Source organism: Streptomyces sp. NPDC046261 (assembly GCF_040646235.1).
In the GTDB taxonomy this organism is placed as follows: Bacteria; Actinomycetota; Actinomycetes; order Streptomycetales; family Streptomycetaceae; genus Streptomyces.
On sequence record NZ_JBEYZU010000003.1, the window covers coordinates 554,319 to 573,932 of the forward strand.

Consider the following 19,614-nt stretch of genomic DNA (forward strand, 5'->3'; position numbering starts at 1 on the left):
GGCCTAGGCTTGCGGCGGGGGCGACTTTCGGGGGAGGGCTGACCGAGGGTGGGATCCGTTCCGAGCGGGTGGGCGGCGGGGCCGGCCGAGCGCGAGTTGCGGCTGCTGGGGCGTCGCCACGCGGCCGTCGCCCGGATCGTGGTCGTGCTCGTCGCCGGGCTGCTGGCCCTGCTGACGGCACCTGTCGAACATCTGCTGCCCACGCTGGGAGCGGTCGCCTGGGCCGTGGTGGGCGGCCTCGTCTACTCCGTCCGGCTCGCCGCACAGCGGCTGCGCGGGCTGCTGCCCACCGACCTCGTCGTCACCTGCGGCATCTGCCTCAGCCAGGGGTGGACGGTCGCCACGGACGCGCCCCGCGACCAGCCGAACTGGGTCTGGTTCGCCGCCACGATAACGGTGGTGGCCTACCAGTGGCACACCGGACCGGGCCGGGGAGCCGCCGCCACCCTCACGGTCGCCGCCGCCTACTGCGCGGGCTCCGCCCTCCTCGGCGACGTCGCCTGGCCCCGCAGCCTGTGGCTGATCGCGACGGCCGCGCTCTCGCGGTGGCTGTTCGTGCTCGTACGGCGCGAAGGGCGCAGAGCCGACGGGCTGCGGGCACGGCAGGAACGCCTGCGGCGGGACGTCGCCGTCGCCCGGGCCCGCCGCGCCGACACCCGCGAACAGCTGGCCGCACTGCACGACACCGCCGCCTCGACGCTGCTGATGGCCGGGATGGGTGCGGTCAACGGCTCCGGACGGGCCATCGCCGAACAGGCCAACCGCGACCTCGAAGTGCTCACCGCCGGGGTGCGCGAGAACACCGGCGACGTCGACCTCAACGAACTCCTCGACGGCGCCGTGGGCCGGAGCGGACTGCGGGTGGAATGGACCCGCGGCCCCGCCCTGATGCTGCCCGCCGCCACCGCGGCGGCGTTCCTCGGCAGCGTCCGCGAGGCCCTCACCAACGTCGCCCGGCACGCCGGCGTGGGCAGCGCGAGCCTGCGGGCCGGCCGGCAGGGCCACGCCGTGGTGGTCACCGTCGCCGACGCGGGCCGGGGCTTCGTCCCCGCGGACGTACCACCGCACCACCGCGGCCTCTCGGATTCGGTCGTCGAACGCATGGCACGCGTAGGGGGCCACGCCCGGGTCGACTCGGCCCCCGGCCGGGGCACCCGGGTGCGCCTGGAATGGTCCGGCGACCGGGGCGGCCTCGCCGGCCCGCTCACCGCCGCGCCGGCCGCGCCCGCGGTCGCCCGCGCCTTCGCGGCGGTGACCGCCGGCGGCTTCCTGCACGGCCTGCGCACCGCGGCCTGGATCATCACGGCGGTCACCCTGATGATCTGGGAGCTGCCCATGCTGCTGCGGCACACCGGGCAGTACCGGTCACCGGCCTGGCAGTTCACGGCCTTCGCCGTCACCCTCGCCGTGGTCGCCCTCTGCGGCGTGCTCCTGCGCGTCGCGCAGGGCCACCACCTGGACCGGTGGCGGTGGCCGCTGCTGTCCGTCGTCCTCGCCATGACGCTGCTGTCCGACCTCGGCGTCGCCGCCGACGACCTGGGCACGTCCGCGCAGTGGGCGTACGGCAACCCCGGCTGGTTCGCGGTCGTCCTGCTCATGGGCCGCGGCCTGGTGCCGCTGCTCGCCGTGATGGCCGCCGACCTGACCCTGACCCTCGTGCCGCTGTTCCTCGCCGGCCGGGCCGGCCCGCACACCCTGACTACCGTGCTGCTCGGCAGCGTCGTCATCTGGGGCAGCCAGCTCGCCGTCGGCCTCTCCGCGCAGACCCTGCGCCGGACCGCGCACGCCGCGGCGCTGACCGCGGCCGAGGAGGAACGGCTGCGCGCGGAAGAAGTCATCTGCGAGCACCTGCACCGCGACCGGCAGCAGCGCTACGCGGCCCTCGCCGAGACCGTCGTCCCGCTCCTCGCCGGCATCGCGGCCGGGGACCTCGACCCCCGCCAGGAGCCGGTCCGGCGCGCCTGCGCCCGGGAATCGGCCCGGCTGCGCCGCCTGTTCGCCGAGCACGACGACGCGCCCGACCCGCTCGTCCACGAACTGCGCGCCTGCATCGACGTCGTGGAACGCAACGGCGTCACCGTCGTCCTCGCGACGCGCGGCAGCAGGCCCGCGCTGCCGCGCGAGGTCCGCAGGGCACTGACCGAGCCGGTCATCGCCGCCCTGGCGGCGGCCCGGGAGGCGGCGCGCGTGACCGTGCTGGCCTCGCCGCAGGCGGTCACCGTCAGCGTGGTCTCCGACGCCCGCCAGGACCGCGACGCCATCGCCGACGGGCCGGCCGGCGAACGGGTGACGGTCTCGGCCATGACCAGTGAAGATCAGCTGTGGGTGGAGGCGACATGGAGAACAGCGAAACCGGCGACAACAGCGACAAGCGCTGCGACAACCGGCCCGTAAGTGTGGCGATCATCGACGACCATCCCGCCGTGGTCGCGGGCGTGGAGGGGTGGTACGCCAAGGCGCGGCCGCCGATCGAGGTCGCGGCCGCCGGACCCGATGTGAAGGTCGCCTGGGTCGGCCCCGGCCGGCACGCCTGCGTCATCGTCTTCGACCTGCAGCTCGGCAACTCCACACCCGCCTACGGCGACCTCAAACGCCTGGTCGACGACGGGCGGCAGGTCATCGTCTACAGCATGCGCGACGACCAGGACACCGCCCTGAACTGCCTGGACATCGGCGCCTTCACCTACCTCACCAAGGCCGAGGGCGACACCCACCTGGTGGCCGCCACCCGGGCCGCCGCCGAACTGCGCCCGTACACCCCGCCCGCGCTCAGCGGCGCCTTCGGTGCGGACAGCCGCCCCGGACGCCCGCACCTGTCCGAACGCGAGACCGACGTGCTGGTGGAGTGGTTCAAGTCCGAGTCCAAGCAGCTGGTCGCGGCCAAGCTCAACCTGTCGCTGCGCACCGTGACCAGCTACATCGACCGGGTCCGGATCAAATACGCCAACGTCGGCCGGTCGGCGCCCACGAAGGCCGCCCTGGTCGCCCGCGCCATCCAGGACGGGCTGGTCCGGCTGGACGACCTGTGAGGGCCGCCGGCTCGGCTCCCTCGCGGTCATGCCGCGTCCAGGGAACCGAGGGACCACAGGCGCGCGTACCGGCCTCCCGCGGCGAGGAGTTCCTCGTGCCGGCCCGTCTCGACGACGCGGCCCTCGTGCAGGACCACGACGCGGTCGGCGCGGGCGGCGGTGGCGAGCCGGTGGGTCACCACCACGGTCGTGCGCCGCTCGGCGAGCCGGCGGCCGGCCTCCAGCACCGCGGCCTCGGCCGGCGGGTCAAGGGCGGCGGTGGCCTCGTCGAGCAGCAGGACGCCGGGGTCGGCGAGTTCGGCCCGGGCGAGGGCGACCAGTTGCCGCTGGCCCGCGGACAGCCCCTTGCCGTGCTCGCCGACCGGTTGCCTGAACGCCAGCGGCAGGGCGGCGATCATGCCGAGGGCGCCCACCCGGGAGGCCGCCGCCTGGACGGCGGCGGGTCCCGCGCCCGGCCGTGGGTAGCCGATGTTGCTCGCGACGTCACCGGTGAACAGATGACCCTCCTGGGGCACCACGCCCAGGCACTGCCGGTAGCGGGACGGCTCGTAGCGCCGTATGTCGACACCGTCCACCAGCACCCGGCCCTCACAGGGGTCGTGGAACCGGGCGAGCAGCTTGACCAGCGTCGACTTGCCGGCCCCCGTACCGCCCACCAGAGCCACCGTCTCGCCCGCCCTGATGCGCAGGCTGACGTCCCGCAGCGCCGGCCGCGCGGCACCGGGATACCGGAAGGTGACCCCCACCAGCTCCACCTCGCCGCGCAGCCGGGCGGGCACCGGGGCGGGGTGCGCGGGCGCCGCGACCGACACCGGGGTGCGCAGCAGCTCGCGGGTGCGGCGCAGGCCCACCGCCGCCTGCTGGTAGCTGTCGAAGATGGTCGACAGCTGCTGGACGGGCCCGTACAGCAGGCCGAGGGAGAGCAGGAACGCCAGCAGCGTGCCCACGGACAGCGTGCCCGAGGCCACCCGCGCCGCGCCCACGCCGAGCACCGCGGCGTGGGCCACGTCGAAGAGCAGGGCCATGAACGGGAAGTAGAGGGCGAGGTGGCGCCGGGCCCGCAGGCCCGCCCTGCGGTAGGCGTCGCTCCGCCGGGCGAACCGGCTCGCCGAGCGCTCCTCGCTGGTGTGCGCCTGCGCGACCCGTACGGCCGAGGCGTTCTCCTGCAGCTCCGCGTTGACCTCGCCGACGCGCTCCCGGGCCTCGGCGTAGGCGCCGGCGGAGAAGCGCCGGAAGACCAGGGTGGCCGCGACGGCGGGCGGCAGGACGGCGAACGCCACCAGCGCCAGCGGGGGATCGGTGAGCAGCAGGGTGACGGCGACGCCGGTCAGCATGAGCGTCTCGACGACGGCCACGGCGAGGCTGTTCGTCACGAACGCGGACATCGCGTCGACGTCGGTCGTCATCCGCGTCATGATCTGGCCGGCCTGGCGGCGTTCGTAGTAGTCGAGGCCGAGCCGTTGCAGGTGGGCGAAGCCGCGCACCCGCAGCAGGTAGAGCATGCTCTCCCCGGCCCGTGCGGTGAGCACGGTGTGGGCGCCGGTGGCCCCGGCGTGGGCGAGGACGACGCACAACGCCACCCCGGTCACGGCCCACAGCGTCGACGCCGCCCCGGCGGAGACCCCCTCGTCGATGCCGTACCGGATGAGGGAGGGCAGGGCGACGGCGGCCAGGGCGCTGACGCCCAGCAGCAGGACGGCGAGCGCCAGGGGCCGGCGGACGGGCCGGATCAGCCGGCCCAGCCCGAACGCCGGGTCCGCGGCCCGCGGGTCCAGCGCGGCGGGCAGGTGGGGGCGGGCGGCGGCGGGGGGCAGTGACCGGAGTACTTCCCGGGGCCAGGGCCCCTCGGGCTCGGCCGGCGGGACGGCCGGCCACAGCTCGGGTGTCGGCCCGGCCACGGGAACGGCGGGGTTCCGCGCTCCGGCGGCGGCGGGCGGGGCGGCGCCCGTCCTTTCGGCCGCTGGGGTGGCGCCCGTCTTTCCGGCCGCTGGGGTGGCGATCGTCCCTCCGGCCGCCGGGGCCGTGCGTCCTTCGATGCCCTCACCCGGGCCCGTCGTCAGGGAGACGAACAGCGGGCAGCGCTCGCGCAGTTCCTCACCGGTGCCGACGTCCACGACGCGGCCGCGGTCGAGCACCGCGATCCGGTCCGCGAGGGCGAGGCTGGAGCGGCGGTGGGCGATCAGGAGCGTGGTCCGTTCGCGGGCGGGCTTCTTCAGGGCGGCGTGGACGGCCGCCTCGGTCTCGCTGTCCACGGCCGAGGTGGCGTCGTCCAGGATGAGCAGCCGGGGCTCGGGCAACAGGGCGCGGGCCAGGGCGATGCGCTGGCGCTGGCCACCGGAGAGGGTCACGCCGCGTTCCCCGACGACCGTGTCGTAGCCGTCCGGCAGCGCGCTGACGAAGTCGTGGGCCGCCGCCACCCGCGCCGCCGCCTCGACCTGTTCGTCCGTCGCCTCCGGATGGCCGTAGGCGATGTTGGCCCGGATCGTGCCGGAGAAGAGGAACGTCTCCTCGAAGACGATGCCGATCGCCGACCGCAGGCCGCGCAGCCGCAGCCCGCGGACGTCGCGCTCCGCGCCCGGCGGACCGATCCGCACCGAGCCGCCGTGCACGTCGTAGAACCGGGGCAGCAGCAGCGACAGCGTGGACTTGCCGGATCCGCAGGCGCCGACCACGGCCAGCGTCTCCCCGGGGCGGACGGTGAGCGAGACGTCGTCCAGGACGGGCTCCTGCCGCCGGTAGCCGAACCGCACCCCGTCCAGGCGTACGGCGAGCGGGCCGGCCGGCAGGTCGTCCGCGTCGGCCGCCTCCGTCACCGAGGGCTGAGCGTCGATGAGTTCGTAGACCCGCTCGGCGGCGGTCCGGCTCGTCTGCAGGCTCAGGAACAGCTGGGTGACGGCTCCGGCCGGGCCCACCAGCGAGGTGCTGTAGCTGGAGAAGGCCAGGAACGTGCCCAGGCTGAGCCGGCCGTTCAGGGCCAGCCAGCCGCCCAGGCCCAGGAGGGCCACCTGGCCGAGCCCGGGCAGCCCCACCATCAGCACCATGGGGCGGGCCTTGAGCGCGGCCACCCGGAGCTGTTCGGCGAACAGCCGGAGCGCCGCCCGCTCCAGCCGGTCCACCTCACGCGACTCCTGCCCGAAGCCCTTGACCACCCGGACCCCGGCGACCTGCTCGGCGATGTGCTGCGCGAGATCGGCCTGCCGCTCGCGGGCGGACCACGTCGCGGGCATCAGCACCCGCCCTGTTCGCGCTGTCACCAGCGCCAGCAGGGCGATCGCGGCGAGCGTCACCACGGTCAGCGGCAGCGACAGGTAGACCATCGCCGCGACCGAGAACACCCCCATCAGCAGGGCGCCCACGATCGAGGGCACCTCGGCGAGGAAGCGCCGCACCGCCTCGAGGTCCAGCACCGCGCGCGAGACCAGCTGCCCGGTGCGCAACCGGTCGTGCCGGGCCCCGTCCAGCCGCTGCACCGCGGCGAAGACCGCGCGCCGCAGGTCGTGCTGGACGCCCAACGCCAGCCGGTCGGTCGCGTAGTGGGCCAGGAACGAGCCGGCGAAGCGCAGCACGGCGAGGCCGACGAGCGCGGTGACGAAGACGCGCAGCGCCACCGTGCCGTCGCCCGCCGCGTCGTCCACCACGCGCCGGGCCACCAGCGGACCGGCCGCGCTCAGGGCGATGATCAGCAGCGAGGACATGACGGTGCACGTCGCGGCGGCCGGGTGCCGCCGGACCTGCCCGAGGAGCCGGACGGCCCACCGGGACGACGTCGCCGGAGGCGGGGTGCCCATGCGGTACCGGGCCCTCAGCTGCCCGACGGCACCACGACGCCGGCGGACAGCAGATCGCGCAGGACGCCGGCCGCGTCCTCCTCGGCCACGGCCCGCTCGACCTCGTACTCGCTCAGCAGCGCGGCCACCGCGCTGGTGAGGTCGCCGGAGTCGAGCACCGAGTCGAGCACGATCACCCCGCTGGGATTGAGGGTGAAGTACACCCCGCGCACTTCGTCGAGCAGCACGACGCCGTAGTCGGTCTGCACCTTGGAGACGTGCTGCGCCAGCTTGTACATCGTGTGGTCCTCCTACCTGGGGCGGACGTCGCCCACGGCGATCCCGCCGGGATTGCCGGCCAGGGCGATGGTCGCGGTGACGGTGTCGGTGGCGGTGTCGATGACCGAGACGCTGTCGCTCTCCCGGTTGGTGACGAGAACGCTGCGGCCGTCGGGGCTGACGGCGAGGTTCTCCGGGTTGTCGCCCACGGCGATGCGCACGGGCGGGGGAGCGGGGGCCGTGGTGCCCAGGGCCACGACCGACCCGGTGTAGTAGCCGCTGACGTAGCACCGCCGGCCGTCCGGGGCGAGCACGATCCCGAACGGGCCGGGATCGGTGGCCAGCGTGCCGACGACGGCACAGGCGCGCGCGTCGACGACCGGGACGGCGCCGCGGGCGCGGTCGGCGTCGGTGACGTACACCCGTGCCCCGTCCGGCGCGACGGTCACGCCGTTGGGGTGGCCTCCGACGGGCACCGTGGCGATGACGGTGTCCGTGGCGGTGTCGATGACCGACAGGTCACCGCCCTCGTAGTTGGTGACGTACACGCGCCGCCCGTCCGGGCTGACGGCAGGGTTGCCGGGGTTGCGGCCGACCCGGATCGTACGGGTCACGGCGCGCCGCCCGGTGTCGACGACCGACACCTCGTCGCTCCGGTAGTTCGTGACGTAGACCCGGGCGCCGTCCGGGGCGACGGCGACGCCTCCCGGGCCGCTGCCGACGGGCAGCGTCGAGGTGACCACGCCGGTGGCGGCGTCGAGGACCGAGAGCGTGCCGTCGTGGAAGTTCGCGACGTACACCAGGTCCCCTGCCGGTGCGACGGCGACCCCGAAGGGGCTCGACCCGACGCCGATCGTGTCCACCACGGAGTGGGACGCGAGGTCGATCACCGCGACCTGACCCGCCATCAGCAACGGTACGTAGGCGCGCGGCACGGTGTGCGTCATGCGGACTCCCCCTCCTCGCGGCGCGGGCGGCTCATGCGGTGGTACCCGGCTCCCAGGTGACCGGAAGCCGGGTGACTCCTTGCAGGCTGAGCGCCGGTTTGACGGGCAGCCGGCCGGCCGGGACCGCCGGCCGCAGGGTGGGGACGCGCGTCAGCAGCACGGTGAGCCCGACGGTGAGCTCCAGCCGCGCCAGGGCGTTGCCCAGGCACTGGTGCGGGCCGTGTCCGAAGGCCAGGTGGCCGCGCCCGGGCCGCGTGGGGTCGAAGACGTCCGGGTCGGCGAAGACGCGGCCGTCGCGGTTGGCCGCGGCCAGGGACAGCAGGACGCCGTCGCCGGCCCGGATCCGCACCCCGCCGCGTCCCTCGTCGCCGGTGGCGGCGAGGTCGATGTCGGCGGTGGCGACCCGGGACAGGAGGTCCGCTGTCGACACGTACCGCAGCAACTCCTCGACGGCGCCCGGCACGTCCCGCGGACCGGGCGGCGGCCCCTCCCGCCGGGCGGGGTGGGTGAGCAGGACCAGCGTGCCCACGGCGAGCATGTTCTCGGTCGTCTCGTGGCCGGCCACCAACAGCATCATCAGCGTGGCCAGCGCCTGGCGTGACGTCAGCTCTCCGGCGCGCACCCGCGCGGTCATGGTGCCCAGCAGCCCGTCCGCCGCCCCCTCGGCCAGGACCCGTTCCAGGTAGGGGGCCAGCTCGCCGATGCCGCGCTCGCCCCGGGCGAGCCGGGCACGGAAGGACGGCCGGTCCGCGGCCGGCACGCCGAACACCTCGGTGAGCACCCAGGCCGGCAGGGGCGCCGCGAAGTCCCGCACCAGGTCGGCCGGCGGCCCCGCGGCCAGCATCCGCCCCACCAGCACCCGCGCGCTCTCCTCGACGAACGGGCGCAGGGCCGCGACGCGCCGGGACCCGAAGTGCCCGAGCACCATGCGCCGGTGGACGCCCTGTTCCGGCAGGTCCATCTGGACGAACGTCCGCGTCCGCCGGCGGACCTCCCGGCTCGGCAGGAGCTCTTCGGGGACGTACGCCAGTTCCGGGTACCGCGGATCGGTGGCGTCCGCCGACATCCGCGGATCCGCCAGCAGCGCCCGCACCTCCCGGTGGCCGGTGACCAGCCATGCCCAGCGGCCCCCGGCCAGCGTCACCCGCGACGCCGGGCCCCGCGCCCGCAACCGCGCGTACTCCCCGGGCGGCCGGTACGGGCAGGTGCGCGGCATCGGCACCGCCGGCACCGATTCCGTCACCGTGCCGCTCATCTCTTCCCCCCTTCCGCCCGCCGCCCCGTCGTGCCCGCACTCAGCGCTCAACGGGTTCCACCCGCATCAGAATCCGCAGATAGCCCTCCGGTACGTCCTCCCCGACATCCCGGCCCTCGGCCCGCACCCAGGCGTGCGCGCCGAACGGCGGCATGACGCGCGGCCCCACGCACCAGGTGGGCCAGCTGCCGCGCATGCGGCACAGCAGGGCCGTGGCCAGGGAACGCGGCAGACAGCCGTCGGCCCCGCTGCACGTCCAGCTGGTCCTGACGACCATCGAGCGCGCCCGGCTCGCCTCGTCGTACGTCGCCGGACGGGCCCCGCGGCGCAGCAGGCACAGCACCTGCCGGATCCGGCGCGGCGAGCGGTTCTCCAGCCTCCGCGCCACGAACACCGCGACGCGGGTCAGCGTGCGGTCCCGCGGCGCCAGCGACCCCGGGTCGATGGAAATGGTCTGCTGAACGGTCATTCATCCTCCGATCAGGCCCGGATTCGTCAGGGTCTCCCGCTGTTCGCCTTCTCGTCGGCCGTCGTCCCGCCGGTTGTTCCCGCGTTGATTGCGCAGCCAGATCTCACAGGCGATGGTCGGCTCCAGACGCTGCGAGAAGGTTTCGACCTCGATCGGCCCGTAACACACCCTGCGCAGCTCTTCCGGGTCGGCGATGCCGAGCCCGGCCAATTCGCTGTCCTGCGCCAGTCCCACGAGCTGGTCACGGTGTTTGCGGCTGCCCAGCACGGCATTGGCGGGCGTGCTCGATTTCGTCGTCCTGCCCAGCGTCGCGTCCGGGACGATGCCGCGCATCGCCTCGACCAGCAACGGCTTGTACCTGCCCGGGTCGTACCGCTGGGAAATCTCCACGGAAAGGGCGGCGTCCAGCACCTGGTCGTCGAAGAAGGGGGCGCTCACCCGCACGCCGTCGGCCGCCGCGATCTGCTGGAAACCACGGGTGATCTGCGCGCCGGCGTAAAGGGACGACAGCGTGATGTGGACGCCGCGGTCGTCGTCGACGACCGGATCGCTCTCCGCCGCCCGGCGCAGCTCCCGCCGGACCCCCTCCACGGCCTCGTCGCTCAGCCAGGCGGGCAGCACGGGGAAGGTTCCCCAGCCGAACTCCGGCTGCCGCAGGTCGACCGTGTGCTCCGGCAGCTTGCGCGCCGCCTCCCGCAGCCAGGTGGCATAGCTCGTCCTGGTCAGGATGGAACGCGCCACACTCGGCCACGACCAGCGGTACTTGGCGGTGACCGCCCGCAGATAGCGCAGCCCCAGGGCGGGGTGCCGGCGCAGCAGCAACGGCAGCCACTGGTAGGCGGCCGTGCACACCTCGTCGCCACCGAAGCCGACCAGGTGCAGCCGCGGGCGGTGCGCCTCGCCCCGCCGCAGGATGTAGCGGTACGGCTCGCGGTTGTGCAGCATGAGGAAGGGTTCGTCGAACGGGTCGCGGGCGCCCAGGATGCCGTCGTAGACCAGGGGCACGTCCTCGGCGTCGAGCACCTCGTGCTCCACCGGGAACCCCGCCGCGCCCAGGCCGGCGGCCGTGCGCCGGGCCCAGGCCACGTCCTCGTCCAGCACGTCCGGCTGCGCGGCGGTCAGGGCGACCACCTGGGCTTTCTCCCGTGCCGCCAGCGACACCAGGGAGCTGGAGTCCAGCCCGCTCAGGTGCGCCGCGACCGTACGGCCCGGCGCGGCGCGCAGCCGCACCGCCCGCCCCAACGCCTCCCGTAGCGCCGCCGCGGCTTCGGGGAGCGAGGAGTGCGCGGGCGGCGGAGTCCACCACCGCTCGTGCCGGGTGCGGCCCCGCGCGTCGATCGTCAGACAGTGGCCGGGCCACACGGCCCGCACGGTGTCCCAGACCGGTTCCCAGCCCACCGGCCAGGGCGCGGACGTGAACAGCATGCGGGCGGCGACCCGCGCCGGATCGACGCTCGCCCCGGCGAGCCGGGCGAGCCGGTGCGCCTGGTCGGCGGCCACCGGCACACCGCCGACGGTCGCGTGGAACACCCGCCGCACGCCCGAGGCCGTGCCCTGCACCCGGACCGTCCCGCCGAACGACGCGATCAGGTGGACGCTGCCCGTCACCCGCGGGGCGAGGCCGTCGAGCCGGCGTGGATCGCCCATGCCGGCGAGCCGGTCCGCGAGCCACGCGCCGGTGACGTCGTGCTCGCCGAGCACCGCGACGGCACGTTCCCCCGTGCGTGCCGTCGCGATGTCCTCGTCGGCCCACGCCCCGACCAGCCACGCCCGGCCGGAGGCGTGCGGCAGCACACGCAGGCCGGGATGCTCCTCACGGAGCCTTCTCCCCACGGGAAGGGCGTCGTCGGTATCGGGCAGAACGACGAACCATGGGATGCCGGTGCGGGACACGGTGATGCACTCCTTAGACCCGGGGCCTCGGCTGCTGGGGCCGCTCGACTGCCCGGCCGGGCGGGAAGGTGGCGTGCAACGCCGCCGGGCGTCGCACGCCGGAAAGGACCGGTCGGAAAGACGTGTCCGAAAGATCAGTCGAGGTAGTTCGGGCCGATCCACTCCCACCACGGGCCGGGCTTGCGGCGGGTCCGGGCACGGAATCCTCCGGCCAGCACGAGTGTCGGACGTTCGTAAGCGCGCATCGCGATTCACCTTTCTGCGTACGGATTTCCGGTGGACTTGCTGCAACGGGCCCCGCCATAAAGCGTTTCCCGGTTTTCCCGGTTTCCCGGTTCTCGGGTTTCCGGCCCGTTGCCCCTCACCCTACGGACGCGCCCCGGCGCGCACTGACGGTCGTTCGACCCACACCGCCGGCCCTTCCCGCCGCACTGTCCTCAAGCCCTGCCCGGACCTGCGGGAAAAGGGCCGAATGGCCCTGTCATCCCGGGCCGTTCGGGCATTTCCGGGCGCTGACATACTGCCGTCGCCACGACGGAGCACAAGGAGACCCAGCCCGTGAACACCCCCCGGGGCAACGACTACTACGCGCTGCTGGCGCGCCACGACGCGATGCGGCTGCGCAGAGCCCTGCTCGCGCCGGAGAGGCCGGCACCGGGCGCGCTCCCCGCGCCCGCCGCGGCCGGCCCCTGCCGCGACGAGGCCGACCGGCGGCTGATCGCGGAACGACTGCACCTCGTCACGCCCTTCGAGGACCTCATCACCCACCTGTACGAGGCCATGTTCCGGCGCTGGCCCTACCTGCGGTCGCTGTTCCCGGAGTCGATGGCGTTCCAGCGGGAGCACCTCGCCCGGATGTTCGGCTACCTGACCGAGCACCTCGACCGGCCCGAGGAGGTGACCGCCACCTTCACCCGGCTCGGCCGCGACCACCGCAAACTCGGCGTCCGGCCCGTGCACTACGAGGCCTTCGAAGCGGCCCTCCGCGAAGCGTTACGCAAGCAGGCCGGCCACCAGTGGACCGACGCACTCGAACAGGCATGGCTGCGCATGCTGCGGTTCGCCGTGGACGCCATGGTCGCCGGCGCGGACGCCGCGCTCACCGAACCGCCCTACTGGGACGCGGTGGTGGTCGGCCACGAGCTACGACGACCGGACCTGGCCGTGCTGCGCGTGCGGCCGCACGAGCCCTACCCCTACCGGGCCGGACAGTACGCCGCGCTGGAGTCGCCGCTGCTTCCGCAGACCTGGCGGCAGTACTCGATGGCGTGCGCACCCCGCCCCGACAACGTCCTGGAATTCCACGTGCGGCGCACGGGCGCCGGCGGGGTGAGCGAGGCGCTGGTGAACCGCACGGGCGTCGGGGACGCCCTGCGGGTGGGGCCGGCGGCCGGAACGATGACGCTGGACGAGGACCTCTCGCGCGATCTGCTGCTGGTGACCGGCGGCACGGGACTGGCACCGGCCAGGGCCCTGCTGGAAGAGCTGGCCGGGCGCCGCACCGGACACCGGCGCGTCCACCTGTTCCTGGGCGCCCGCCACCGCGAGGACCTCTACGACGCGGACTGGCTGGCGGCCATGGAACGACGGCGGCCGTGGCTGCGGATCGTGCCCGTCCTCGACGAGGGGCCGGGCGCCGGCGGCCCGGTGGCCGACGCGGTGCACCGCCACGGCGACTTCGGCGACCACCGGGCCTACGTCAGCGGCCCGCCGGAGATGGTGGGCGCCACCGTGCGGCGGCTGCGGGAGCAGGGCCTGCCCGGCGGGCGCATCCACCACGACCCGGTCCTCGGCGCGGGCGACGCCCGGCGCTGAGCACCGCGCCGGGGCGCTCAGGCGTACGGGGCCGGTTCGGCGGTCCCCGCAGCGGTGTCGTCGGTCTCGGCGGCCAGGTGGTGGTCGACGCTGACGACGCCGTCCACGCTCTGGCAGAGCTGGACGAGCACCGGGACGAGGGACTTGCGCCGCACCGAGCCGCTCAGGCGCACCTGCCCGCCCGTGACCTCGACGCCGACGGCCGACGGCGGTTCGCGCAAGGTGCGCACCAGCACGTCCTCGATGATCTCCTCACGGATGGCCCGGTCGGTGCGCAGGAAGACGCGCAGCAGGTCACCGCGGCTGACGAGGCCCACCAGCCGGCCGGTGCCGTCGACGACCGGCAGCCGCTTGACCCGGTGCTCCTCCATGGCACGGGCCGCCTCCACCACGCTCCACTCCGGCCGGGCGCAGATGGCCGGGCTCGTCATCAGCCCCTCGGCGGTCGTCGCCGCGTGCTTCGCGCCCCCCAGCGGGCCCTGCGGATCCAGCTCGAACAGGCCGACCGGGTCCGGCTGCTTCGACGCCTTGGCCAGCAGGTCGGCCTCGGAGACCACGCCCACCGGCCGGTCCTGGGCGTCCACCACCGGAACCGCCGTGATGTCGTGCTCGTGGAGCACGTGCACGATCTCCGTGAACACGGTGCCGCGCTGGACCCGGACGACCGAGTGGGTCATCAGATCGCCAACGGTTCTGTGCTGCAACATCGTCCCGTCCTTTCGGTGCACCGGAAGAGCGGGCGCGGCGCCGCGGCCTTCCGGGAGTGCTTCCAGCCTCGCACACACTGATCGTTACCGTGGCCGAGCCCGCACCAAGGCGCCGGCGGCAAGCACGACGCGCCGCCCGGACCGGAGTGCGCGGGCCGGCGCGTACGTCATGATCGTGGTGTGCGTCCAGCCAGGAGGATCAGCAGGCTCACCCTCGCCGCGTGCGCCGCCACCACCCTCGCCCTCGCGGCGACGACGGGCCCCCGGCAGGCCGCCGCACGCGCCGGGCCGCACGCGCCGGCCTCCGCCGTGGCGTCACCGGGACCGGTCGCGTGGCTGTACGGCAGGGAGATCAGGAAGCTGCCCACGCCGGAGCGCCGGGTCGCCCTCACCTTCAACGCCGCCTGGGACGAGGCCGGCATCCCCGAGGTCCTGGACACCCTGCGCAGGCACCGGGCACCGGCCACCTTCTTCTTCACCGGCCGCTTCGCCGAGCGTCACCCCGGCGCCGTACGCACGATCGCCCGCCGGTGCGGCATCGCCAACCACTCCTACAGCCACCCCTTTTTCTCCCGGCTGTCCGCGGAGGACGTCGAGCACGAGGTGACCGCCACGGACCGGGCGCTGCGCGCGGCCTCGGGAGAGGTCCCCCTGCCCTTCTTCCGCTTCCCCTACGGGGAGACCACGCCCCAGGCGATCGCGCAGGTCAACTCCCTGGGCTTCGCGGACATCGAGTGGACCACGGACACCAAGGGCTACCTCGGCACGGCGGGCGGCATGAGCGTACGGCAGGCCCTCGCCCGGGTCGCCGACGTGCTCGGCCCGGGAGCCATCATCCAGATGCACGTCGGCTCGGCCGACGGCTCGGGCGAGGTCCTCGACGCCCAGGCCCTGCCACAGATCATCGATCTGATTCGCCGTCAGGGATATGAGGTGGCCGACCTGCGCACCCTCCTCCGGCCGCCGGACGCCCGGCCCTGACGCGTCAGCCGGGGTTCCCCGCGTGGGTCAGCGTCTCCCAGGCGACGAAGAGACCGTCGGTCCCCGGGCGCCCAGCCTGCCGCCTGAGCTCGGCGACCCGCTGGGCGTCCGGGATCGCGACGCCCTCCCGGCCGGTCAGGTGATTGAGGAGGACCTCCGTGTCCGGGCCCATCCGCGTGCTCAGCCGCCCGTCGCACAGCCAGGACGGCACGGCGTCGCCCAGCTGGTACCCCGCGTGGAAGGCGAGCGCCGCGCGCAGCCGCCGGCCGGCCTCGGCGTAGAGGTCGACGCCCTGGTGCCAGGCGGTCTCCGCGATGTGGCCCGTGGCGGCGAGCCCGTAGCCGACGTGGGTGAAGTTGCGGCAGGTCTCCTGGGCGAGGCCGTCGACGAACCGCCGCTGGCCGAACCAGTACGCCCTGACCTCGGCCGCCGTCCCGATGCGGCTGCCCGGGGGCCGCCTGGGCAGCCGCCCGTCCGTGCTCAGGTAGAAGTACGCCGGCACGCGGGCCCGGAACCGGTCCACGGCGTCCTCGAACGCGGCGTGGTCGTCGAGGAAGACGGCGATCGCCATGGTGGCGTCCGTCATGGTCAGTTCCCAGTTCCCGTTGTGGTCCGGGGCGCCGGCCGCGACCCGGGGGAGGTAGACGGTGCGCAGCATGGTGGCGAAGCGCCGCACGCGGCCCGGCGGCCAGTCGTCGTAGGTGTAGCGCATGATCTCCGCCGCCCGGGCCCAGGACGTACCCGCCCAGGCGGCCTGCAGCGCCGCGTTGCCCTCGGTGTGGTCGTCGACCACGGCGGACCACGCGTCCATGATCTGCACCGCCTTGCGGGCGTGCGCGCGGTCGTCGGTGATGTACCACAGCAGCGCGTGGGTGTAGGCGGCGATCGCGTCCTTGCGCTCCTCCACGCACCCCCGGCCGGGCCGGGAATCGGTCGGGCAGCTCACGACGGAGGTGGGCGCCGCCGTGTAGGAGAGGGAGCCGTAGGCGCTGTCGCGCATCGACCTGAACGCCGACCGCCAGGGCTCGGCCCTCCCGGTGGCCCGCACACGGACCTCCTCGAGCTGCTCCCGGCTGACCAGCACCCCGGGATGGGTGAAGCGGCCGGCCATCAGATGCCGGGGCGGGGCCGCCACCGGTATCGCCGTGCCTGCGGGCGCGGCGGGCGCGTTCACCGGTATGAGGGGGGTGAGCAGAGCCAGGAGGGCGGCGGCGAGGGATATCCGTATCAGCAGGCCGGTGCGGCTCGGCCCCGTCCGGAAGGACGATATGCGGCATGGTCCGGGCACGGCCCACCTCCGGTGCGACTGATGCAAGCGTCGCCTCCACCGACGGCCCCCGCCCCAGGTGTTGCGCCGATCGGTGGCCGCAGGTCAGCGCGCGTCCAGCCGCATGGGCAGGGTTTCGGGGGCGAGGACCGTCCTGGGCGCCGGGCGCACGGTGACACCGGGGACCGGGCGTGGCCGCCAGCGGGCCGCGATGGAGGCCACGGCCAGGCACGCCTCGGTGAGGGCGAAGGACTCGCCGACGCACTTGGTCGGCCCCGCCCCGAAGGGCAGGAAGGCCGTGCGGAGCGCCGCGGGCCGGTCCGCCGCCTCGGGCTGCCAGCGCTCCGGCAGGAAACGGTGCGGCTCGGGGAAGGCGTCGGCACGGCGGTGCAGGACGTAGGGGCTGAACAGCAGCAGGGCGCCCGCCGACAGCGCCCGGCCCGCCAGGGCGGTCTCGCGCGTGACGGTACGGGGGATGATCCACGCCGGCGGGTAGAGCCGGAGCGTCTCCTTCACGACGCGGGCGGTGTGCGCCAGCCGCGGCAGATCCTCCAGCCCCGCGCTCCCGCCGCGCAGCTCGGCGTCGACCTCGGCGTGCAGCCGTGCCTCGGCGCCCGGGTGGGCCGCCAGCAGGTGCCAGGCCCACGCCAGCGCGCCCGAGGTGGTCTCCGCGCCGGCCAGGACCAGGACGGCGATCTGGTCGTGCAGCTCCTGCTCGCTCAGGCCCGTGTCCGTCTCGTCCCGGGCCGCGAGCAGCCACGACAGTAGATCGTCCGGGCCCGTGCCCTGGGTCCGCCGGGCCTCGTCGACGATGCGCCGTACGTACAGGCGCCACCGGTCCAGCGCACGGGTGTAGCGGCGGTTGGCGGGGGTGGGCAGCACCGTGGTGAAGGGCAGGAGGTTGCGCCGGTAGACGCCGCGCAGGAAGGTGTCCAGGCACTCCCGCAGCCCGGCGGTCGTCCGCGCGTCGACGCGCGAGGAGAAGAGGGTGCGCACCGCCACGGACGTGGTGAGGGTGAACATCGCGTCGACCATGTCGACCACCTGACCGGGCCGCCACCCCCGCATGAGGACCGGGATCTCCTCGCGCATCACCTCCGCGTAGCGGCCGAGCCGCTCGCGGCGGAAGGCGGGCTGCACCATCAGCCGCTGCCGGCGGTGCGCCGCGTGCGAGCACGTGGCGAGGCCGTTGCCCATCTCGGCGCGCACCCGGTCGAACACCGGGCCCGTGCGGTCGAAGGTGCGGCCGTCGGTGAGCGCCTGCTGCGCCAGGGCGGGGTGGCACAGGACGTACACGCGCTGGAAGGGCGCCCTGACCTCCACCAGATCGCCGTGGGCGGGCAGCGAACCCAGAAAGCGCAAGGGGTCCCTGGCCAGCTGCGGAAAGTGCCCCAGCAGGGGCAGCGCCCCCGGCGCCCGCACCGGCGGCCGGACGGCGGAGGGATGCGCGGCGTCGTACGGCACGCCGTCCAGCTTAGGGCCGGGGCGGTGGCGCGCGGGCGAGGTCGCGGGGGCAGGCGCGGCGCCGTCAACGCGCGTGGCGTACGCGGATCGTGCGCAGGGCGGGATCCGCGGCGTCCGGGAGGTGCATGCCGGCGCCGACGCCGGTGCGCAGGTAGTCCAGCACGGGCGCCGTCAGGAGCTCACCGGGCACGGCCGCGGGGATGCCCGGGGGATAGGGGGTCAGCGTCTCCGCTGCCACCCGCCCGGCCGCCCGCTCCACGGGCACGTCCTCCACGGGCCCGAAGTAGGCCTCGCGCGGCAGGCACACCTGTTCCAGCCGCAGGTCGCCGGGGGAGGGCACGTGCACGGCCGGGGCCGGCCGCAGGGTGTCGGCCCGGTCGGCGACGTCCCGCAGGGCGGTGAGCAGGCCGGCCGTCGTCCCGTCGTCGTCGGCGTGGGTGAGCTGGGCGCTGACCCGCCGGTGGTCCGCGAGGTGGAGATCGACGCGATGGTGCGCGCGCAGCCGGTCCGCGACCCGGTAGCCGGTCGTGCCCAGGGCGTGCACGTCGATGACCACGGGCAGCGGGTCGAGGTCGGCGCCCGCCCCCGGGCCGGTGAGGTCGGCACGGTCGTTGACGTGCAGCCCCTCGATGAGCTCGATCCCGGCCCGGACCGCCGCGGCCAGCTCCAGCGTGTCGGTCAGCAGGTCCTGCCCGTGCAGCGCCATCTGCCGCCGCCAGCCGTCGATGCCGGCCAGGATGAGCACCGACGGGCTCGTGGTGCCCAGCAGGTCGGCGCGGGACCGGAGCGTGGCCGCGTCGATCAGCCCGCCCCGCAGATGGAACACCGATCCCTGCTCCAGGCCGCTGCCCATCTTGTGGACGCTCGTCACACAGATGTCGGCGCCCGCGTCCATGGCCCAGGCGGGCAGGCCGGGGTGGAAGGGCAGGTGCGCGCCCCACGCCTCGTCCACGACGAGGGGCAGCGAACGGCGGTGGCAGACCTCGGCTATCGCGGCGAGATCGGCGCAGGAGCCGTACGGCGTCGGGCTGGTGACCAGCGCTCCCCGGGCGTCGGGGTGGGCCCGCAACGCCTCGTCGAAGGCCCCGGCCGACGGGGGATGGGCGAGGTGGCGGCCCCCGTCCCACAGGGGATCGACCCACACCGGGCGGATCCCCGCCAGGATCAGGCCGGAGACCACGGACTTGTGCGCGTCGCGGCCGATGAGGAGCTTCTCGTGCGGGCCGGCGACGGCCAGCATCGCCGCCTTGACGGACAGGGAGCTGCCGCACGTGGTGAAGAAGGTGTGGTCCGCGTGGACCGCGTCCGCCATGAGCGCCTCGGCCCGCTCCTGCACGCGCCCCCGCGTGCGCCGGTCGTCCAGCCCGCCGCAGGCCAGCACGTCGGAGAGGAACACCGCCTCGCCCAGGCGGCGGCGCACGTCGGGATCGGCGCCCCGCGCCTGCTTGTGCCCGGGCGGTGTGAAGCCCAGCCGTCCCCGGCCGTGATAGTCGCCGAGCGCCTCCAGAAAGGGCGCCTGGGTGTGGTCCATCTGAAGATCCCTCCGCGGGAGGACACCGGAAGCGGGAAAGCGTGCTGCCGTACGGGTGACCTGCCGCGCCGGAGGGAAACGCCTGCCCGCGCCCCCTGTTCTGCCTAATCCTCCCCGGCCCGGCGATTAGCCGTCCGGCACGCCGGTTACCCATCAGCCGCGGTGTGGCGCGGCGGGCCCCGGGCGCGCGGCTTGACGAGGAGCGTGGTG

Annotated in this window: 15 protein-coding genes; 4 read left to right on the forward strand and 11 right to left on the reverse strand. The window is 74.7% G+C overall.

Annotation, left to right across the window (positions count from 1 at the left end; translation table 11 throughout):
• The first annotated feature begins 48 nt into the window (after nucleotides 1-48).
• Together ABZ956_RS09325 and ABZ956_RS09330 are read left to right on the forward strand one after the other, a co-directional pair.
• Nucleotides 49-2,394 carry an ATP-binding protein gene (locus ABZ956_RS09325; RefSeq protein ID WP_361889311.1) on the forward strand — a complete coding sequence of 782 codons (2,346 nt, stop codon included), beginning with the start codon at nucleotides 49-51 and terminating at the stop codon, nucleotides 2,392-2,394.
• Entirely contained in the window at nucleotides 2,337-3,029 is a 693-nt protein-coding gene (locus ABZ956_RS09330) for a response regulator (RefSeq protein WP_361889314.1), read from the forward strand. Before ABZ956_RS09325 ends, ABZ956_RS09330 begins: the two co-directional genes overlap by 58 nt.
• Nucleotides 3,030-3,055: 26 nt before the next feature.
• Here the strand turns inward: ABZ956_RS09330 and ABZ956_RS09335 are convergent, their stop codons facing one another.
• The 7 genes from ABZ956_RS09335 to ABZ956_RS09365 all read right to left on the reverse strand — a co-directional run bounded on the left by ABZ956_RS09335 (nucleotide 3,056) and on the right by ABZ956_RS09365 (nucleotide 11,884).
• A complete protein-coding gene (locus ABZ956_RS09335) occupies nucleotides 3,056-6,817 on the reverse strand; it encodes an ABC transporter transmembrane domain-containing protein (protein ID WP_361889317.1) in 3,762 nt (1,253 codons plus the stop codon).
• 14 nt (nucleotides 6,818-6,831) lie between these two features.
• A complete protein-coding gene (locus tag ABZ956_RS09340; RefSeq protein WP_361889319.1) occupies nucleotides 6,832-7,095 on the reverse strand; it encodes a lasso peptide biosynthesis PqqD family chaperone in 264 nt (87 codons plus the stop codon).
• 12 nt (nucleotides 7,096-7,107) lie between these two features.
• Nucleotides 7,108-8,022, reverse strand: coding sequence for a cytochrome D1 domain-containing protein (locus tag ABZ956_RS09345; RefSeq protein WP_361889322.1), 915 nt, complete (start codon nucleotides 8,020-8,022; stop codon nucleotides 7,108-7,110).
• Nucleotides 8,023-8,053: 31 nt separating this feature from the next.
• A complete protein-coding gene (locus tag ABZ956_RS09350; protein WP_361889325.1) occupies nucleotides 8,054-9,277 on the reverse strand; it encodes a cytochrome P450 in 1,224 nt (407 codons plus the stop codon).
• 40 nt (nucleotides 9,278-9,317) lie between these two features.
• Nucleotides 9,318-9,746: a lasso peptide biosynthesis B2 protein gene (locus ABZ956_RS09355; RefSeq protein ID WP_361889327.1), complete on the reverse strand. Its 429-nt coding sequence runs from the start codon at nucleotides 9,744-9,746 to the stop codon at nucleotides 9,318-9,320.
• Nucleotides 9,747-11,639 carry an asparagine synthase-related protein gene (locus ABZ956_RS09360; protein ID WP_361889330.1) on the reverse strand — a complete coding sequence of 631 codons (1,893 nt, stop codon included), beginning with the start codon at nucleotides 11,637-11,639 and terminating at the stop codon, nucleotides 9,747-9,749.
• A 134-nt stretch (nucleotides 11,640-11,773) separates the two neighbouring features.
• Complete coding sequence (locus ABZ956_RS09365) at nucleotides 11,774-11,884, reverse strand: keywimysin-related RiPP (RefSeq protein ID WP_361889333.1); 111 nt, start codon at nucleotides 11,882-11,884, stop codon at nucleotides 11,774-11,776.
• Nucleotides 11,885-12,251: 367 nt separating this feature from the next.
• Between ABZ956_RS09365 and ABZ956_RS09370 the strand changes: the two genes are divergently transcribed.
• The gene (locus ABZ956_RS09370) at nucleotides 12,252-13,454 is read left to right on the forward strand and encodes a globin domain-containing protein (RefSeq protein WP_361889437.1); all 1,203 of its coding nucleotides are present in this window, start codon (nucleotides 12,252-12,254) and stop codon (nucleotides 13,452-13,454) included.
• A 17-nt stretch (nucleotides 13,455-13,471) separates the two neighbouring features.
• On the opposite strand, the gene ABZ956_RS09375 is transcribed toward ABZ956_RS09370, so the two are convergent.
• The gene (locus ABZ956_RS09375) at nucleotides 13,472-14,158 is read right to left on the reverse strand and encodes a CBS domain-containing protein (protein WP_361889439.1); all 687 of its coding nucleotides are present in this window, start codon (nucleotides 14,156-14,158) and stop codon (nucleotides 13,472-13,474) included.
• A 183-nt stretch (nucleotides 14,159-14,341) separates the two neighbouring features.
• On the opposite strand from ABZ956_RS09375, the gene ABZ956_RS09380 reads away from it, so the two are divergent.
• Nucleotides 14,342-15,142 carry a polysaccharide deacetylase family protein gene (locus ABZ956_RS09380; protein ID WP_361889336.1) on the forward strand — a complete coding sequence of 267 codons (801 nt, stop codon included), beginning with the start codon at nucleotides 14,342-14,344 and terminating at the stop codon, nucleotides 15,140-15,142.
• Between the two features lie 4 nt (nucleotides 15,143-15,146).
• Here the strand turns inward: ABZ956_RS09380 and ABZ956_RS09385 are convergent, their stop codons facing one another.
• The 3 genes from ABZ956_RS09385 to ABZ956_RS09395 all read right to left on the reverse strand — a co-directional run bounded on the left by ABZ956_RS09385 (nucleotide 15,147) and on the right by ABZ956_RS09395 (nucleotide 19,404).
• Nucleotides 15,147-16,430 carry an alginate lyase family protein gene (locus tag ABZ956_RS09385; RefSeq protein ID WP_361889339.1) on the reverse strand — a complete coding sequence of 428 codons (1,284 nt, stop codon included), beginning with the start codon at nucleotides 16,428-16,430 and terminating at the stop codon, nucleotides 15,147-15,149.
• 84 nt (nucleotides 16,431-16,514) lie between these two features.
• Entirely contained in the window at nucleotides 16,515-17,873 is a 1,359-nt protein-coding gene (locus tag ABZ956_RS09390) for a cytochrome P450 (RefSeq protein WP_361889342.1), read from the reverse strand.
• Between the two features lie 64 nt (nucleotides 17,874-17,937).
• The gene (locus ABZ956_RS09395) at nucleotides 17,938-19,404 is read right to left on the reverse strand and encodes an ornithine decarboxylase (RefSeq protein ID WP_361889345.1); all 1,467 of its coding nucleotides are present in this window, start codon (nucleotides 19,402-19,404) and stop codon (nucleotides 17,938-17,940) included.
• Nucleotides 19,405-19,614 lie beyond the last annotated feature (210 nt).